14 protein-coding genes and 1 pseudogene are annotated in these 16,807 nt (G+C 67.9%); 11 read left to right on the top strand and 4 right to left on the bottom strand.

From position 1 onward, the window contains the following. Positions 1-29 precede the first annotated feature (29 nt). A complete protein-coding gene (locus tag ACFYX3_RS41345; RefSeq protein ID WP_389025222.1) occupies positions 30-623 on the bottom strand; it encodes a TetR/AcrR family transcriptional regulator in 594 nt (197 codons plus the stop codon). 198 nt (positions 624-821) lie between these two features. On the opposite strand from ACFYX3_RS41345, the gene ACFYX3_RS41340 reads away from it, so the two are divergent. The 10 genes from ACFYX3_RS41340 to ACFYX3_RS41295 all read left to right on the top strand — a co-directional run bounded on the left by ACFYX3_RS41340 (position 822) and on the right by ACFYX3_RS41295 (position 13,583). Further along, positions 822-1,721, top strand: coding sequence for a phytanoyl-CoA dioxygenase family protein (locus tag ACFYX3_RS41340; RefSeq protein WP_389025220.1), 900 nt, complete (start codon positions 822-824; stop codon positions 1,719-1,721). Positions 1,722-1,746: 25 nt separating this feature from the next. Beyond that, entirely contained in the window at positions 1,747-2,463 is a 717-nt protein-coding gene (locus tag ACFYX3_RS41335; protein ID WP_389025218.1) for a transporter, read from the top strand. 68 nt (positions 2,464-2,531) lie between these two features. Continuing rightward, the gene (locus ACFYX3_RS41330; RefSeq protein ID WP_389025216.1) at positions 2,532-4,865 is read left to right on the top strand and encodes an AMP-binding protein; all 2,334 of its coding nucleotides are present in this window, start codon (positions 2,532-2,534) and stop codon (positions 4,863-4,865) included. A 53-nt stretch (positions 4,866-4,918) separates the two neighbouring features. Beyond that, complete coding sequence (locus ACFYX3_RS41325; protein ID WP_389025213.1) at positions 4,919-6,016, top strand: Zn-dependent alcohol dehydrogenase; 1,098 nt, start codon at positions 4,919-4,921, stop codon at positions 6,014-6,016. A 27-nt stretch (positions 6,017-6,043) separates the two neighbouring features. Next, positions 6,044-7,507 (top strand): aldehyde dehydrogenase family protein, encoded by a 1,464-nt coding sequence (locus ACFYX3_RS41320; protein WP_389025211.1) that lies wholly within the window; start codon positions 6,044-6,046, stop codon positions 7,505-7,507. Between the two features lie 117 nt (positions 7,508-7,624). After that, complete coding sequence (locus tag ACFYX3_RS41315; RefSeq protein WP_389025209.1) at positions 7,625-9,172, top strand: long-chain fatty acid--CoA ligase; 1,548 nt, start codon at positions 7,625-7,627, stop codon at positions 9,170-9,172. Positions 9,173-9,216: 44 nt separating this feature from the next. Next, a complete protein-coding gene (locus ACFYX3_RS41310) occupies positions 9,217-10,563 on the top strand; it encodes an NAD(P)/FAD-dependent oxidoreductase (protein WP_389025207.1) in 1,347 nt (448 codons plus the stop codon). A gap of 268 nt (positions 10,564-10,831) precedes the next feature. Next, positions 10,832-11,113 (top strand): hypothetical protein, encoded by a 282-nt coding sequence (locus ACFYX3_RS41305; protein ID WP_389025205.1) that lies wholly within the window; start codon positions 10,832-10,834, stop codon positions 11,111-11,113. Positions 11,114-11,118: 5 nt separating this feature from the next. Then, complete coding sequence (locus tag ACFYX3_RS41300; protein ID WP_389025203.1) at positions 11,119-12,744, top strand: cation acetate symporter; 1,626 nt, start codon at positions 11,119-11,121, stop codon at positions 12,742-12,744. Positions 12,745-13,169: 425 nt separating this feature from the next. Then, on the top strand, positions 13,170-13,583 hold the full coding sequence (locus tag ACFYX3_RS41295) for a hypothetical protein (RefSeq protein ID WP_389025201.1): 414 nt from the start codon (positions 13,170-13,172) through the stop codon (positions 13,581-13,583). A 22-nt stretch (positions 13,584-13,605) separates the two neighbouring features. Here the strand turns inward: ACFYX3_RS41295 and ACFYX3_RS41290 are convergent, their stop codons facing one another. Together ACFYX3_RS41290 and ACFYX3_RS41285 are read right to left on the bottom strand one after the other, a co-directional pair. Further along, the gene (locus tag ACFYX3_RS41290; RefSeq protein ID WP_389025199.1) at positions 13,606-14,133 is read right to left on the bottom strand and encodes a transposase; all 528 of its coding nucleotides are present in this window, start codon (positions 14,131-14,133) and stop codon (positions 13,606-13,608) included. Next, positions 14,130-14,669 (bottom strand): winged helix-turn-helix domain-containing protein, encoded by a 540-nt coding sequence (locus ACFYX3_RS41285; protein WP_389025197.1) that lies wholly within the window; start codon positions 14,667-14,669, stop codon positions 14,130-14,132. Before ACFYX3_RS41285 ends, ACFYX3_RS41290 begins: the two co-directional genes overlap by 4 nt. 469 nt (positions 14,670-15,138) lie before the next feature. Here ACFYX3_RS41285 and ACFYX3_RS41280 point away from each other — a divergent pair, with 469 nt between their 5' ends. Next, complete coding sequence (locus tag ACFYX3_RS41280) at positions 15,139-16,341, top strand: hypothetical protein (protein ID WP_389025195.1); 1,203 nt, start codon at positions 15,139-15,141, stop codon at positions 16,339-16,341. 316 nt (positions 16,342-16,657) lie between these two features. On the opposite strand, the pseudogene ACFYX3_RS41275 reads toward ACFYX3_RS41280, so the two are convergent. Further along, positions 16,658-16,807, bottom strand: a pseudogene (locus tag ACFYX3_RS41275) (IS5/IS1182 family transposase); the annotation flags it as partial.

Raw genomic sequence — 16,807 nt, 5'->3', positions numbered from 1 at the left:
TCCGGTCAGGGGCCGTCCGAGGCTCCTGATCAGGCGAGCTTCGCGGCCAGCCACGCATCGAACACTTCGAGGACTGTCTCCGCCTGCTCGGCGGCTCGGGAACGGTCGGCGTACGTCAGCCAGTTCACGACGAAGCCGTCCGAAAGGGTCCCGATGACATAGCCGATCTGGTCGATCGTCTCGGGCGGGACGTCCTGTTCGGCAGCCGCTCTCGCGAGGATCGACCGCACGACGTTGAACGCCTCGTTGTACACGGTCACCGCCGGGTGCTCTTCCTGGCGTTGCGCCCAGCTGATCAGCTCGAAGCTCGCGGACGCGAATTCCGAATCGGACTCGAGATACCAGTTCAGGAGTCCGCGGAGGATCGCACGCGCGGTCGCGACGAGGTCGCCGTGCACATCGTTCTCGATCAGAACGTCGCGGTACCGCTCCGTCAGCCTCTCGAAAACGGCTGCGAACAGCAGCTCCTTGGTCTGGAAGCAGTAGTGCAGCGTGGCCAGCGGGGCGTTCGCCTGCTCGGCGATGCGGCGGGTCGTCGCACCGTCGACGCCGTGGCTGGCGATCACTTGGATGGCGGCGTTCACCAGGTCGTTGCGTCGCTCGGCCGCCGGTACGCGTGCCACATCTGCCCCCTGTCTGAGTTGGACGTTTGATCAAGTCGCCACCCAGGCTACCAGGCGGTTTGTCCGTCTCGACTGACTTCACAGACCCAAGCCGAAACAGTTATTCACATGACTTGATCGGATGACCAAGATGAAGCAGCATGACTCTCATCCCCACGCGAAGACCCGATGCCGCCGGCATCGACTGGAGGATTGACCATGTCGAATCCAGCACTCGCTCGCATCACTGCCAGCACGCCCCCCGAAGAGGCAGTCGAGATCATCCTGCGAGACGGCGGGGTGATCGTCGAAGGGCTCTTCGACGACACGGTGATCGCAGGCCTCAAGAACGACCTGGATCCCGTGCTCGACGCGGTGGACACGGGGTACGACGAAGTGTTCGCCGGAAACCGCACCCGTCGGGCGGGCGGCCTGTTCGCGAAGACCGAGCACATGGTCACCGTGGCGCTGAACCCGCTGTACCACCGGGTCGCCGAGCTCATCCTCAATAAGCCACTCAACGTCTTCTTCGGAGAAGAGGCGGTGCCGGCTCCCGCGGGGATGCACATCGGCGCCACCATGGCCATCAAGATCGGCCCCGGCCAGGGCGCGCAGCCGCTCCACCGCGACGATTCCGTCTGGCTGTGGCGGCATCCGGACTACCAGCGCGAAGCTCGGGTCCAGATCATGGTCGCGGTCAGCGACTTCACCGCGGAGAACGGCGGGACGCTGGTGATTCCCGGTTCCCACCTCTGGGACGACCACCGGGCGCCTCGGTACGAGGAGACGACCCCCACCGAGATGAAGGCGGGCTCCGCGCTCATCTGGATCGGATCGACCTATCACGGCGGCGGCGAGAACACCACCACGGACGGTCACCGATTCGGTCTTTCGATGGGCTGGGACCTCGCCTTCCTGCGCACGGAGGAGAACCACTTCCTCACGTACAGCCTGGAACAGATCCGAAAGCTCCCGGAAGAGATCCAGCGAGCCCTCGACTGGTCGTCGGAGCACTACCTCGGCTGGGCCGAAGTCGCCGGCCAGATGTCCGACCCCTCGGACCTGCTCAAGCGGGACGACTACACCTCGATCGACGCCGGCCTGCCCACCACGCTCTGACGAGGATCAAGGAACCGAGGAAAAAATGGCATTCAGAGACCTGCTTTTTCTGCTCGCCGACGTCTGGATGATCGTCGTCGGATTCACCTTCGGATGGAAATTCATTCGGAACTTCAAGAACTATCTTCTCGGCCTCGAATGGATCATCGTCGCCACCTCCGGGTCGAACTTCCTCGTCTATGCGCTCGTGGGCGCCGACGAGAAGAGCCCCATGTACACCGTCGCGTTCTTCTTCGACCAGTTCTCCCGGTCGGTCGGCATCACGCTGATCCTCGTCATGGGCCTGATGCAGGTGACGCACCGGTACAAGCCGTCCGTGGGGACGGATGTCGGGGCGTTCGTGTTCGCCGCCGCGGTCGGACTCTTCCTGCTGTTCTTCAGCGGGCGGCTCGGCGTGGGGGTCGCCATCTTCCTCATCGTGGTCAATGTTCTGACCACGATGTTCCTGATCTACTTCGCGAGGCGGCTCTGGTCGATCGACGCGAAGGGAATGGCCACCGGCGTGATCCTGGCGACCGCCGCCGGATGTGCGATCGCCTGGACATACGACTTCGTCCACATTCCAGGTGACGACGCGGCGCACACCCTCTTCTACATCGGCGCGCTGAGCACCTGGGGATTCCAGATGTTCACCTACTACTTCGCCTACCGCGCCCTGCACAGGCACAACGAGTCGGTCGATGCGGAGCCGAACCGACGCGAGCAGAGCCGTGCCGGGGCCGGGGAGCAGTCGTGGTCGTGAAGGAAACGCCTCAGCGAGAGGGAGGCGCGGCCTCTCGCCGTCCGCAGCCGACCGTCAGGCCCGAGCAGATGGGAGAGGACCCGTCCATCGCGACGCTGACCGGGTTGCTGGCCGAGCGTGCGCAGCGATCACCCGATCGGGAGTTCCTGCGCTTCGGCGACGAATCCTGGACCTTTGCCGGGATCGACGCCTGGACCTCCAGGCTGGCGCATCGGCTGATCGAGGTGGATGGCATCCAGCCCGGCGACCGTGTCGCGATCATGCTCCCGAACATCGTGCACTGGCCGGTCGTGTGGCTGGCCACGCTGAAGGCCGGCGCTGTGGCGGTACCGGTCAACTCCTCGTACAAGCGGGCTGACCTCACCTTCCTCCTGCGGGATTCGGGAGCCCGGGTCGTGTTCACCGACCACGAGCGGGCAGGTCTCCTGAAGGAAGTCACCGACGCCGAAGCCGAGTTGGCTGACCTGCGCATCGTCGACGTCGCCGCGGACGGGTCCGCGCCGTTCCCGGCGACCGCTCCGGCGGTGACCGCCGCCGCCGAGACCTTGGCGAACCTGCAGTACACGTCGGGCACCACCGGCTTCCCCAAGGCATGCATGCTCACCCACGACTACTGGGTGCGGCTGGGCTGGACCTGCGCCGCCCTGACCGGCCTCGGGTCCGACGACGTCCTGCTCACCGCGCAGCCGTTCTCCTACATGGATCCGCAGTGGAACACCGCTCTCGCCCTGACGATCGGGGCCCCACTCGTCGTGTTGCCCCGGTTCTCCGCGTCGGGCTTCTTCGCCGATGTCCGCCGCCACCGCGCCACCTTCTTCTACGTGCTCGGGTCCATGCCGACGCTGCTCTTCAAGCAACCGCCGAGCCCCGACGACCTGGACAACCAGCTGCGCCTGGTGCTCTGTTCGGGCATCCCGGTCGGGATCCACGCGCAGCTGGAGGAACGCTGGGGCGCGCCGTGGCGGGAGATCTACGGCATGACCGAGACCGGCGTCGACCTGTTCGGTTCCGTCGATGACGCGAGTTCCGTGGGGAGCGGGAGCCTGGGGCTTCCGGTGCCGACAAAACGGGTCCGGGTCGTCGATCCGCAGGGAGTCGATCTGCCCGACGGCGAGCCCGGCGAGCTGATCGTCTCGGGCAGGCCGATGATGCTCGGCTACTGGAACCGTCCGGAGGACACCGCCCGTGTGCTGCGGGACGGGTGGCTGCACACCGGCGACGTCGTCGTCCGCCGGCCGGACGGGGGCGTCCGGCTGGTCGGCCGGATCAAGGACATGGTGCGTCGCGGCGGCGAGAACATCGCGAGCGCCGAGGTCGAGGCCGCTCTCGAACGTGACGAGGAGGTCGTGGCCGCCGCCGTCGTCGCCGAACCCGACGAGACCTTCGGCGAAGAGGTCAAGGCCTTCGTCCAACTCGCCGCCGGGGTGCCGGCGGACCATACGACCGCCGCTCGGCTCGTCGACCGGGCCGGCCGGCAGCTCGCCCGTTTCAAAGTGCCGCGCTACGTCGAGTTCGTCACCGACTTCCCGCGGACGCCGTCCGAGCGCGTGTCCAAGCCGGCGCTCAAGGCCCGCGCCACGGCCGAGCCCGGCGTCACCTTCGATCTGGGCGCCCGGCGCGGCCCTGCGGGCGCGCCCGCCGCCTCGTCCGCAGACGTCCTCGACGTCGATGTCGTACGGGGCGTGGCGGTGCTGACCCTGCGCCGTTCGGAGAAGCTGAACGCCATGGACGTCGCCACGCGACGGCGACTCGCCCACGTCATACGGAAGTTCGGGGCCGGCGAGAGCGTGCGCGGCATCGTGCTCACGGGTGAGGGCCGGGCGTTCTCCGCCGGCGAGGACCTCCAGGCGCCGCCCACCTCGTACGAGGAGATGCGGGAAGCGTTCGAGACCTTCCACGACATCACCCGCGCCGTCGTGGAGACACGGGTCCCCGTCATCGCGGCCGTGAACGGTCTCGCGGTGGGCGGCGCCTCGGAGATCACCCTCTGCTGCGACGCACGGATCGGCAGCCCGGCGGCGGAGTACTACCAGCCGGAGAACGGCCGGGGCATCACGATCTCGAACGCGTCGAGCCTGCTGCTGGCCCGGATCGTCCGGAACCACGCGATGCGCATGGTCCTCGGCTCGCCGCGGATCGGCGCCGAGGAGGCCCTGCGGATCGGCCTCCTGGACGAGATCGTCGCGCCCGGCGAACTGGTCGACCGCGCGGTCGACCTGGTCGTCGAGTGGACGCCGGAGAACAACACGACGGCGCTCCACCTCGCGCTCCTGCGGCCGCGGCTCGACGAGATCGAGCAGGCCTTCGCCCGTGAGGACGCCGCCGCGCGGGAGACCTGGGAGAGCGGCGTGTTCAGGGCGGGCATCGAAGGCTTCTGGACCGCGAAGGGCACCGGCAAGTAGCTCGGACAGGGGTCGGTGCGGCCCCTTCTGCAAGGAACAACTGAGGAGAAGACGTGATCGACACAGAGGCCGCGGTGCTCACCGCGGTGAACGAACCGCTCGAGATGACCGCGATCCAGGTGGACGATCCCGAGCCCGACGAGGTGCGCGTCGCGGTCACTCACGTGGGCCTGTGCCACAGCGACCTGCACTACATGACCGGCACGGTGCCGACCGACCTACCGGTGGTGGTGGGTCACGAGGTGGCCGGTGTGGTCGAGGCGACCGGCTCCGCGGTGACCGGACTGCGTGTCGGCGACCGCGTGGTCGGGGCGCTGACGCCGTCGTGCGGCCGGTGCGTCAACTGTGAGGCCGGCCGGTCGACGCAGTGTCGGCGCGTGGCGGAGGTCCGTCAGCGCCCGCGTCCCGCGTTCCAACTGGCGGACGGCAAGCCGGTCGAGCGGCTCGGCGACGTCGGCGCGTTCTCGCGGCACACCCTCATGCGGGAGAACGCGCTGGTGAAGCTGGACGACGCGGTGCCGCTGCACGTGGGGTGTCTCCTGGCGTGCTGTGTCATCACCGGCGTCGGCGCCGTCTTCCGCGGTGCCCGGGTGCGTCCGGGAAGCACGGTGGCGGTGATCGGCTGCGGCGGCGTCGGGTCGGCCATCATCCAGGGAGCCAGACTGGCGGGGGCTTCCGCCGTCGTCGCGATCGACCTGGACGAGGCGCGGCTCGAGGCCGCGCGCGGCTACGGTGCGACGCACGTCGTGAACGGGGGCGCCGAGGACGTCGCCGCGGAGGTCCGGAAGCTGCTGGGGGACGGGGTCGACTACTCGTTCGAGGCCGTCGGCTCGGCGCGCACCGCGGCCACGGCGCTCTCGGTGGTGCGGGAGACCGGCACCGCGTGCCTGGTGGGCATCGCCCCGGAGGGCACCGAGCTCAAGGTGCCCGCGTCGGACTTCTTCTTCGGCGAGAAGCGCCTCATCGGCTCGTACATGGGATCGGGTCAGGTGCGTCAGGACATCGTCCAGCTCGCGCGCCTCTACCAGCAGGGGCGGCTGTTGCTCGACGAGATGGTCACGCAGGTCATCCCGTTCGGCGAGATCAACGAGGGCTTCAAGGCAATGCGCAGCGGTGACGTGACGCGCGTCGTCGTCGACCTCAAGGCCTGACCAACAACGGATGCAGAGGTGACTCACATGTCGAGCGGCGAGACGACGATTCCCCAGCCGGTGAACTACATCGCGGACGCCTGGAGCGGCTGCGAGACGATCCAGGGCGAATGGAACGTCGACCCCAACACCCGGGAACCGGTGCACCGCACGGTCACGACCGGATCCGAGGACATCGAGCGGGCGCTGCAGCACGCCGAACGCGTGTACAGCGTCGGCCGGTGGGACGACGATGCCCGCCAGGAGCGCGCCGACGTGCTCGAACGCGTCGCCGCGCTCATCGAGACCCGCGTCGAGGACATCGCCCGTACGGATGCCCTGACCAGCGGTGTGCCGATCGGCGTCACCCGGAAGGTGGCGGCGTTTCTGCCCGCCAGGATACGGGCGACGGCAGCGGACCTGCTGAACATCCCGCGGGTACGCGCTCTGGCGGCGGACGGTCGCGATGTCCGCCTGTACAAGGTCCCGTGGGGGCCGGCCGCGATCCTCACGCCGTGGAACGGCCCGAGCTTCATTCCCGCGGCGAAGGTCGTGAGCGCGGTCGCGGCGGGCTGCCCGGTGATCCTGAAGCCGTCGGAGCACGCCCCGGGCAGCGCGCAGATCGTCGTCGAGTGCTTCGTGGAAGCCGGGCTGCCCAGCGGCGCGCTGCAGCTCGTACACGGCCGGGGCGACGTGGGTGCCGCACTGACCGGTGACCCGCGCATCAAGGTCCTGTCGTTCACCGGTGGTCCGGCCGCCGGCCGGGCGATCGCCCGGGCCGCCGCGGAGGACTTCAAGGTCCTGCAATTGGAGCTCGGCGGCAATAACCCCGCGCTCGTCCTCGACGACGCCGACGTCGAGGTCGCCGCCGACGGAATCTTCGAGGGCATGACCAAGCTGAACGGCCAGTGGTGTGAGGGGCCGGGCAAGGTGCTCGCCCACAGCAGCCTGGTGGGGCCGCTGCTCGAAGCGCTGACCGAGCGCATCTCCAAGATCGTGATCGGTCATTCGCTCGACGAGAGCGCCGAGCTCGGTCCGATCTCGAACGCACCGCACTTCGCGACGCTGGAGAGCCGGATCGAAGGACTGCGCGCCCTGGGGGCGAGCGTCCACCAGCCGGCCCGGCTGCCCGAGCTCGACGGGTTCTTCCTCTCGCCGACCGTCGCCGCCGGGGCCGACCCGGCGAAAGCCACTGCGGAGCTGTTCGGTCCCGTGGTGTCCCTGCACGCCGTCGATTCCGACGAGGAGGCGCTGCGCATCGCGAACGCCCACCCGTCGGGACTCGACGCCTATGTGTTCGGCGGCGACACGGAACGCGCGATCGAGGTCGGCTCGCGCGTGCTGTCCGGCGAGGTGCGGGTCAACGGCGCCAAGCTCGCCGACCTCGGCGACGATTCCGCGCAGAGCTTCTGGGGACCGTCCGGCATCGGCGGTCACGGCCCCGCCGAGTCGGTGCGCGTGTTCTGCGGTGACCGGGTGGTCGGGGTCGACTCGCCGGACCTTCCGCTGTGAATCGCGCCGCTGTCGTGTTCGGGACACGGGTGAACGACGCAGCGGCTGGCGGCTGACGTCTTCGACTCAGCCGTCGAGATCGCCCGATGACCAAACCAGAGCCGCTGGAGAACCACCTTGCTGAACCTCTCGATCCTCCTCGAAGACTCCGCCCGCACGTTCCCGGACCGGGACGCGCTCGTGCTCGGCCCGACCCGGCTGACCTACCGCCAGGTCGACGCGGCGGCGAACCAGGTCGCCAACCTGCTGGTGTCCCGGGGCATCCGCCCCGGTGACAAGGTCGCCCTCAGCTGCCCCAATCTGCCCTCCTTCCCCATCGTCTACTACGGCGTGCTCAAGGCAGGTGCCGTCGTGGTCCCGCTCAACGTGCTGCTCAAGGGCCGCGAGATCGCCTACCACCTGGGCGACGCGGACGTCTCGGCGTATTTCTGCTTCGAAGGAACCCCGGAGCTCGCCATGGCCGCAGAGGGTCATGCCGGCTACCTCGAGGCGAAGACGGTCGAGCACTTCTTCGTCATCACCGCCGACCAGGAATCTCCCAGCCCGATCGCCGGTACGGAGACGCTCGGTCAGGCACTCGCCGGTATGAGCACCGTGTTCGAGTCGGTGGTCAGGGAGCCGACCGACACCGCGGTCATCCTCTACACGTCGGGAACGACGGGACAGGCCAAGGGAGCGGAGCTCTCCCACGCGAACACGATGATGAACGTGCTGGCCAGCAACCGGTTGTTCCGCAACGAACCTGCCGCCGACAGCCACGTGGTGTGCCTTCCCCTGTTCCACACCTTCGGCGCGACGGTGCAGATGCACGCCGGGTTCTCGGTCGCGGCGACCTTGCACCTCGTGCCGCGCTTCGCCGCCCGTGAGGTGGTCGAGCTCATGAGCCGCGAGGACATCACGTTCTTCGCGGGTGTCCCGACCATGTGGTGGGGGCTGCTCAACGCCCTCACCGACGACGTCGACGTCCGTCGGATCGCCGGCAACCTACGGATCGGCATCTCCGGTGGGGCGGCCCTGCCGGTCGAGATCATCAACCGGGTCGAGCAGCGCCTCGGTGTCACCGTGCTCGAAGGGTACGGGCTGTCCGAGACATCGCCCGTCGCCACGTTCAGCGCCCCCCGGTTCGAGTCCCGACCGGGCTCGATCGGCGTCCCGATCTGGGGTGTGGAGCTGAAGCTGATCCGACCGGACTGGACGGAGGTCACCGAGGCCGGAGAAGTCGGCGAGATCGCGATCAGGGGCCACAACGTCATGAAGGGCTACTACAACCGCCCGGAGGCGACGGCCGAGGCGATCCGCGACGGATGGTTCCGCACCGGGGACCTCGCGCGACGCGACGAGGACGGCTTCTACTACATCGTCGACCGGGCGAAGGACCTCATCATCCGCGGCGGTTTCAACGTCTACCCCCGCGAGATCGAGGAGGTGCTTCACACCCATCCCGCGGTGAGCCTCGCGGCGGTCATCGGCGTCCCGCACGACAGCCACGGCGAGGAGATCAAGGCCTTCGTGATCCTCGAGAAGGACGCCGCCCTCACCGCCGACGAGCTCGTCGCCTGGGGCAAGGAACAGATGGCCTCCTACAAGTACCCCCGCGTCGTCGAGATCGTGTCGAGCCTGCCGATGACCGGCAGCGGAAAGATCCTCAAGCGCCGGCTGGTCTGAAGCCGAGCCGCTGCAACGTACAACACGAAGCAAGGAACCGTGAGATGAAGACGGACAACGTCGAGTACACCACCTTCACCGGATGGGTCGACCCGCCCGGCAACGTCCAGTCCGCCCTGGAGGAGGACGTCACCTGTGAAGTAGTGGTCGTGGGCGGTGGCCTGGCCGGGATGTCGACGGCGCTGCGGCTGGCCGAGCGCGGCCAGGACGTGGTGCTGCTAGAGGCCGAGTTCTGCGGCCACGGCTCCGCCTCGCGCAATGCCGGACAGCTGGCGGGTGCCCCGGGCGGCGACATCCAGTTCCTGAACATCCTCTACCCCAGGAAGTTCCCCGGCATCGTCCGGTTTGCCGAGAACTCCGCGCACTTCGTGGAGCGCCTGATCGAACGGCTGGACATCGATTGCGACTACGAGGCCACCGGCAACGTCTGCGCCGCGGTTTCCCGTGGGCAGATGGGTCGCGTGCGTCGCGTGACCAAGATCCTGCAGAAGGCCGGCGGGAAGGTCGAACTCGGTACGAGTGCGGAGCTGGGCATCCCCCGCGGATTCCTCGGCGGTTTTCGCGAGTCCGTCGGCGGGATGATGAACCCCGGCAAGTTCAGCCTGGGCATCCGTCGCGCCGTCCTCTCGTCGAGCGCCCGGGTCTTCGAACGGACCAGGGTCACCGACATCACGCGGGACGGCGGTCGCATCGCCGTCAGGACACCCGGCGGTGAGGTGCGCGCGAACAAGCTCGTGCTCGCCACGAACGCATTCGGCGGCGAGCTGTCGATCACTCCGAAGCGCCTGTCCGTGCCCATCTGGGTCACCGAGGTGGAGACCGAGCCCATCGACCCCGCGCGCCTGGCCGCGCTCGGGTGGACCAGCCGGTCGGGGGTGGTCACCCAGCACAACTTCATGGAGAACTACCGGCTCACCTCCCGCAACACGATCGTGTTCGGCGTCCGTCGGATCCAACGGGGGAAGAGCTACCCGCTTCCCCTGAGGCAGCCGGACGAGGCGGTCGTCGCCGACCTCGCACGCGGCTTCGAAACCCGCTTCCCCGCGCTGGCCGACGTCGCAGCCTCTCGAGCCTGGGGCGGATGGATCGGGATCACGACGTCGTGGCTTCCGCTCGCCGGCAACATCGACGACAACGTCTTCTACTCGGTTGCCTGCAATGGCCACGGCCTGGCCCAGGCGCCGTACCTCGGCTCGCTCATCGCCGACCACATCGTGGACGGCGAACAGCACGAGGACCTGAAGGCTCTCTGGGTGAAGAAGCCCAAGTTCGGACGCCCCATGATGATGGGTGCTCCAGGGTTGCGGACCATCTGGGCCGTCGACCGGTTCAACGACCTGATCAACGGAAGCCGGCGGAACGCCCGACGCGGCGCGGCCCCGGTGAACTGACCGGGCCCGGTGACGAAGGGCGGCCCTCAAGCAGGAGCTCCGCCGCACCCCGTGGCCTCGGGGCGCGGCGGAGAGCCATGCCGGTCGCCGAGAAACGCGACCGTGAGAGGACGGGGTTCGTCCGTAATCAGCACTGCAAAATCTGATGGTAACTCAGGAAGGTTCCATGCGCTCTCACTTCCTCCCGGCGCCACCCGGTCGCCCACCGACGCCCCACGCTTCAGGAGGTGCCCCTCGGTCGTACCGCGGTGAAAGTCTCCGCGTAGTCGTGCATCGCACCCAACGCAGATTCCTTGTCGTCAATGCGGTACCCCTCGCCACCGGCATCGTCCTGTTCCCCTTCACGGGTCTTCCCTCGGCGCGCGTGTACGGGCAGCTCACGATGGGCGTGCTGTGGGGCGTCCTGCAAGGTGGCCTGTTCGTCGCCTCCACCTGGTGGCACGAGCGTCAGTCGACGCGTCTGTGCGATCCCATCGAGCGGTCTCTGACATCCGCCCTGCCCCAGGCCGGGACGTCGGACGCTTCCTCCGTCGACCGCTCCTGGCGGTGAAGCAGGTGACCCTGCACATCTTGAGCTCGGGCGAGGTCGACCCGATCGGTTCCGATGCCAGAGCTCCGGTGATCATCGCCTTTCTGGTCTTCATCGGTCTTTCTCTTCTGTGGATCTTCCACCTCGTCACACAGGAGGACCACCCGGAAAAGCTCTACATCGCCGATCGGTCCCTCTCCCCGGTCTTCAACGGATTCGCCATGGCGGGCGAGCAGATCTCGGTCGTCACCCTGCTGGCGATTCCCGGGGCCATCACTCTGTTCGGCTACGACGGGTTCGGGTATGCCATCGACATCCTGATCACCCTCGGCGTCACGCTGCTCATTTCTCAAAAGGTACGCAACAGCGGCCGGTACACCCTCGGCAGCCTCTTCTCCCTGCGCGCATCAGGAACGGCACCCCGAATCGCCGCGACCATCGTGACGATGACCATCGCGATCCCTCTTCTCCTGATCCAACTGCACGCGGCCGGCATCAGCACAGCGCTCGTGATCGGCATATCAACCGACGAGGCCCAGGTGGCGTGCACGGTACTGATGGGCTGCCTCGTCGCTTGCTTCGCCGCGGTGGCCGATCTGCGAGGCACCAGCCTCCTGCACGTCGTCAAGGTGCCCGTCACGCTGGTGACGCTGGCGGTGCTCACCTTGCTGGCCCTCCATCGTTTCGCTTGGGACCCCGGACGCCTGCTGGCCGCCGCGGTGGACAACAGCGTGGCGCCGGATGCGTACATGAGCCCGGGGCTGTGGCCGTACACAGCGGGGCTCGGACCGCTCAACGCGTTCGGCGACCACATGGTCGTGATCCTCGGTACGGCCGTGGCGCCTCACCTGCTCCTGCGCGTCAGCGCGTCCCGCAGCGGGCGCGCGGCGCGACGGTCCATGAGCATCGCCGTGGGGCTGGTCGGTGTGTTCGCCCTGCTCCTGATCACGACGGGTTTCGCCGCAGCGGCCGTGGTGGGCAGCAGGGTCATCGGCGCGGTCGACACCAATGGACAGTCCGCCCCGATCCTGCTGGCCTCGGGCGTGCTCGGTGACGGCTCGGCGGGGCGCGTCGCGCTCATCACCGTCATGGCGTGTGTCGCCTTCCTGGCCGTCCTGTCGACCACGACCAGTGTGACCTTCGCCGCCGCCGTCTCCTTCGTCCACGACGTGTTCGGGCGGCGCAAGCGTCCCCGTACCGACACCGGAGAAGTGCTGGCGCTCCGTCTGACCGTTGTCGTCCTGTGCGCTGTGGGTCTGTCGCTGTCCGCCGCCACCCATCGTTACCCGGTCGACTTCCTGGTCACGTTCTCGATGAGCGTCGCAGCGTCGTGCGTCTTCCCTCCACTGGTCTACTCCTTCTTCTGGCGCAGGTTCAACCGCAAGGGGCTCCTGTGGTCTGTCTACGGTGGACTGTTGCTCTGCACCACACTCATGTTCTTCTCGCCCAGCGTCTCAGGCACGGACTATGCGCTGTGGCCGCAGGCAAGTTTCGACTGGTTCCCGTTCCAGACTCCAGGCCTGTTCTCCGTGCCGGCAGCGTTCCTCCTCGGTTGGCTCGGCAGCATCACCTCGCCGGATGATTCCGAACCCGATTTTCCATCCGTTGAGTACAGGCTCCTGACGGGGCAGGAGGTCGAACAGGGCCGCTGATCCGAGATCAGCTGTCCGTGACGCGGCGCGGCGTGACCTCAAGCAGTTTCCCGCGCCCGGCCCCCCTCACCTCGACGGGGGCCGGGCCCGCGGCACTGAAGCCGGCCGCCGGCTGCACCACTGGTCACCGTCGAGCCGACACACACCGGCGACTGGTCAGTCGATCGCACCGTGTGACGAGGCTACTGGTCCCCTGACACAAGACCGCCTGGTTCCAAACCCAGCCTCGCGGTATGTCACTACTCAACTTGATTGGGTGATGTCGGGTGGTGTGGGCCCGGTCACCTGCGCCGGTGACCGCCGACCCACATGGGCTGGCCCTCGGTGTGCATACTGTGACCGGCTGAGAGGCCGTCGTCCGACCGAACGGCGATGGGCGGGGCCGATAGGTCACGGGCCGGGCCGGACGATCAAGGAGACCAGCGATGGATGTCAAGGAATGCTGGCGCCGCTACGGGCTTCGCCCCGTCGGCGCGGACCTCGACGAGGTCCGCGCACTCCTCAGAGAGCACACGGTGCGTGAGCGACGCGCCCAGGGCGCGGGCGACACTGAGCTGATGAGGCTCTGCTGCTTCCAGCTGTTCAACAGCGGCGACCTCGACGACGTGCTCCTGATCTGGAGTGCGAAGCGAGCCAGCTTCGACGCAGCGTGCTCGATCGACATCGAATTCCTGCTTGGGCACGGGCTCGACGCGACGAAGGCCCACCTCTCGGCCAACCGTGCACCTGCTGCGGCGGCGGCGCTGGATCGACTGCGCGAGCTCGAGGCTGACGGTGAATTCGAGGGCTTCTCAGTGGAGGAGCGCTCCGCCTCCTACGACCGGTACTACGGCGACTGACGATTCTGCAGCGCGGCGCCGCTCAGTCGTCCGTGATGAGGCCGGTGCCCGCAAGGCAGCTGTCGACGAAGTCCGGGCGGTACTGGATCTGCTTGAGCCTGTGCTTCACGGCCCTGGTGATCTGGCCCAGGTCGGCTGCGGCAAGGTTGCCGATGTCGCGCTTGACCAGCGACCAGATGCCCTCCTGCGGGTTCAGGTCCGGCGCGTAGGTGGGCAGCTGGAACACTGTGAGCCACGCGGCATTCGCGGCGATAAACTCCCGCATCCCAGCGGTCAGGTGGAGGCGGACGTTGTCCCAGACCAGCACGATCGGTCCGCCGAGCTGGATGCGGGCACGCACCAAGAGGTCGCGGAGGTCCCGCCAGCCGAAGCCCTTCGGCTCGCCCTTGCGCCCTCGGTACTCGCGGATGGCGTAGATCAGCCGGGACCGCTCGCCCGGCTTGTAGCAGGTCATACCCGCCATCGACACCCGTCCGGAGCCCCGGCCGCGAACCCGGACGACCGGGGTTCGGCCGATCTGTCCCCAGGTTCGAGAGCGCGGCGGCGTCATCGACTGGCCGGCCTCATCCTCGAAGGGGATCCAGCCGTTACACGCCGCCGCACAGCTCTTACCCGCGGCCAGACCTCCTTCTTCCACAGCTCAACCGCCGCATCGTCGCGCTCGATCGCCCGGCGGGTGGGCTGCTGCCACGACCAGCCATGCCGCTTCAGCAGCCGCCACGTGCCTTCCACCGTGTACGAAACGTGGAACAGCCGACCGATCAGCGTCTTGACTCGCGCCAGCGTCCACCGCTGATCGGCCCAACCGTGGACGAGTGGTCCACGCTCCAACTCCCGCTCCAGTCTCGCAATCTGAACCGAGCTGAGCCTGGGACGTCCGGGCGATCCCTTCGACAGGATCCCGGCCTCTCCGCGCTCGCGCCAGGCCCGGCGCCACCGCTCCACCAACCGCTCGCTCACCCGCAACGCGGCAGCGATCTCCCGGTTCTTCTCCCCGCCCTCGAAGCGTTCCACCGCCTGCAGCCGGATCCGCTCCCGCGCGGCCCTCTCGGCGTCGGTCAACCCGCCGCCCTGCGCGTACCTCACAGCCCCACAGCTACCGCAGCCGACAGGCCGGCGTCAGGCAAACATCCCCGACATCACCCAATCAAGTTCAGTAGCTGGAAAATTCAGCATGCAGCCAGCGGATCCGCAGTCGATCCTCCGTCCCCTTCACCACCACACCGCTGGAAGCTCCGCCCTGCGTTCCGTGTGGCTGGTTCCGCACGGTGATGCGCCATGCGTACTTGTATACGCCCCTGCACGCCGAACTACCGTCCCGGTCGGCCAGGCGCACGCGGACACCACGGGGGATTCATGGCAAGAACCGCTCGTCAGATCCTGAACGCACTCAGCCGTCGGCAGACCGTTCACGTCAGGTCTACCGCCGATCTCGTCGCCCATGTCGACTCCGCGGCAGCGGCCATCGACGCAAAGCGCAGGGGGAAGGGCCAGGAGGTGGTTCGAAGGAAGCCCGACGTGCGTCCCGTTGCCAAGACCGACATCGACAACTCCCTTGACCTGCCCCCCCTGGCAGGTGCTGCACGCCGTCGCCCGCGGGTACGTACTGGCCGGCCAGGGCATGGGGCGGGGGCTCGCGGAGCACTGGCTGAGCCTGAAGTACTGCGAGGCGCTGTACGGCAACCGCGCCGGAGCCATGGACCTCATCGACAAGGGGCGCACCGCCGAACGCTGGTACAAGTCCATGCAGGCCCGGGAACTGGCCGTCGGCTTCGGTCTCGCCGCCGCGGAGCACATCGTGCGGGAGCGGTATCCGGATCACATCGTCTCGGCTGTGGACACGAGCACGATCCTGCGGGCCGGCTGGGCTCTGGGCGGCGCCCAGCGGGACAAGGGCTCACGGCCCCGGCCCGACTTCCTCATCGAGGCGTGGAAACCGGGAGAGCCGTCGAAGGTCACGTTCGTGGTCTGCCGGGGCAACCACCAGAAGCCGTCCAAGCGGTCCGGCCGCACCCGCAGCACCACGATCCAGCAGCTGGTCAAGGGATCGGAGCTGGCCGAGGGCATGCAGATCGGCGAGTGGAACTCGGCCCCGTGCCTGATGCTGTCCACTGAGCTCATGGGCCAGGGCGGGATCGTCATCAACACCCTGCAGTCCCCCGGCGAAGCCCTGCTCCCTCTCCGTATACCGGGAACGCCCGGGAACGCCGACGAGGAGATCACCGGCAAGTCGGGCATCCCCTATCCCGACGCCATCCGCATACCGGCCCGCGAAGGCCGGCGCGCACGGAACGTCGACGGCTTCCAGGTCGGCGAGGACGACCTCCCCTGGTTCGGCCAGCTCCTGGCCCGCACCGGGGCCGCCGGGCTGACCGCCTTCGCCGGTGGCGGCCGGAAGACAGCCCAGTACCTCACCAAACACCAAGGCCGCGAGCACTACGACGTGCCCACCTTCGCCGCCACGTCCAGCTCGCACGACGCCGAGATCACGGTCGCCGGCAGGAAATTCGTGGGCACCGACCACGTCTTCCGCATGGAGACCGTACGCATCGAGGCATTCTCCGGAATGGACGCGAGACTGTACGGGCTGATCAGCGAAGGGCGTGTGGAGGAATACCGGCAGGCAGCCTACGAACTCCGCTCCACCCTGCCCAGCGCCGAAGAAGCCAGGAAGTGGAACGGGCCGATCTCGTTCCACGAGGACGGCACCGTCATGGCCCTGAGCATCCTGCCCGTCCGTAGAAGAAGCCCGCTCTGACCCACCCCGGGCATCGGCGCCACTCATCCGCGAACCGGAGCTGTCCGCCGTACTGTTCCGCCGGATCGGCTGGGCCGCCGAGGACTACGCGGCCCGGTCAGCCCGCCTCCTCGCCGGCCAGACCGCCTTCGTCTCACCAACCGGCACCTCACTTGACACTGTGCGTAGCCGCTTCTCCGAGCCGAGAACCAGCCTTGACCAGGGGCTGCGCTCCTGCCGAAGCAGTGCCGGCCGGGGAGAATCTGGGGAGAATCAAGCCGCCCTGGGGAGCGCCTGGGGAGAACCGACCGCGTAAGGCGGTGAGCCGTTTCCAACTTCACGCTGATGCGTGGTGAAGAACGAGAAAAGCCTTCACGATGTCGGTGATGCGGGGTTGGTGCTGCAGCGGAGTTTCCGGAGCAGGCGCCAGCCCTTCAGCGTGGCCATGGCCTGCTCGCCGACGCAGCGGATCTTGGCGTGGGTGGTG

Origin of the sequence: Streptomyces sp. NPDC002463, assembly GCF_042889835.1 — a bacterium.
Taxonomy (GTDB): domain Bacteria; phylum Actinomycetota; class Actinomycetes; order Streptomycetales; family Streptomycetaceae; genus Streptomyces; species Streptomyces nymphaeiformis.
Note: the sequence above shows the minus strand (reverse complement) of the source record. Positions and strands in the feature narration are given on the sequence as shown.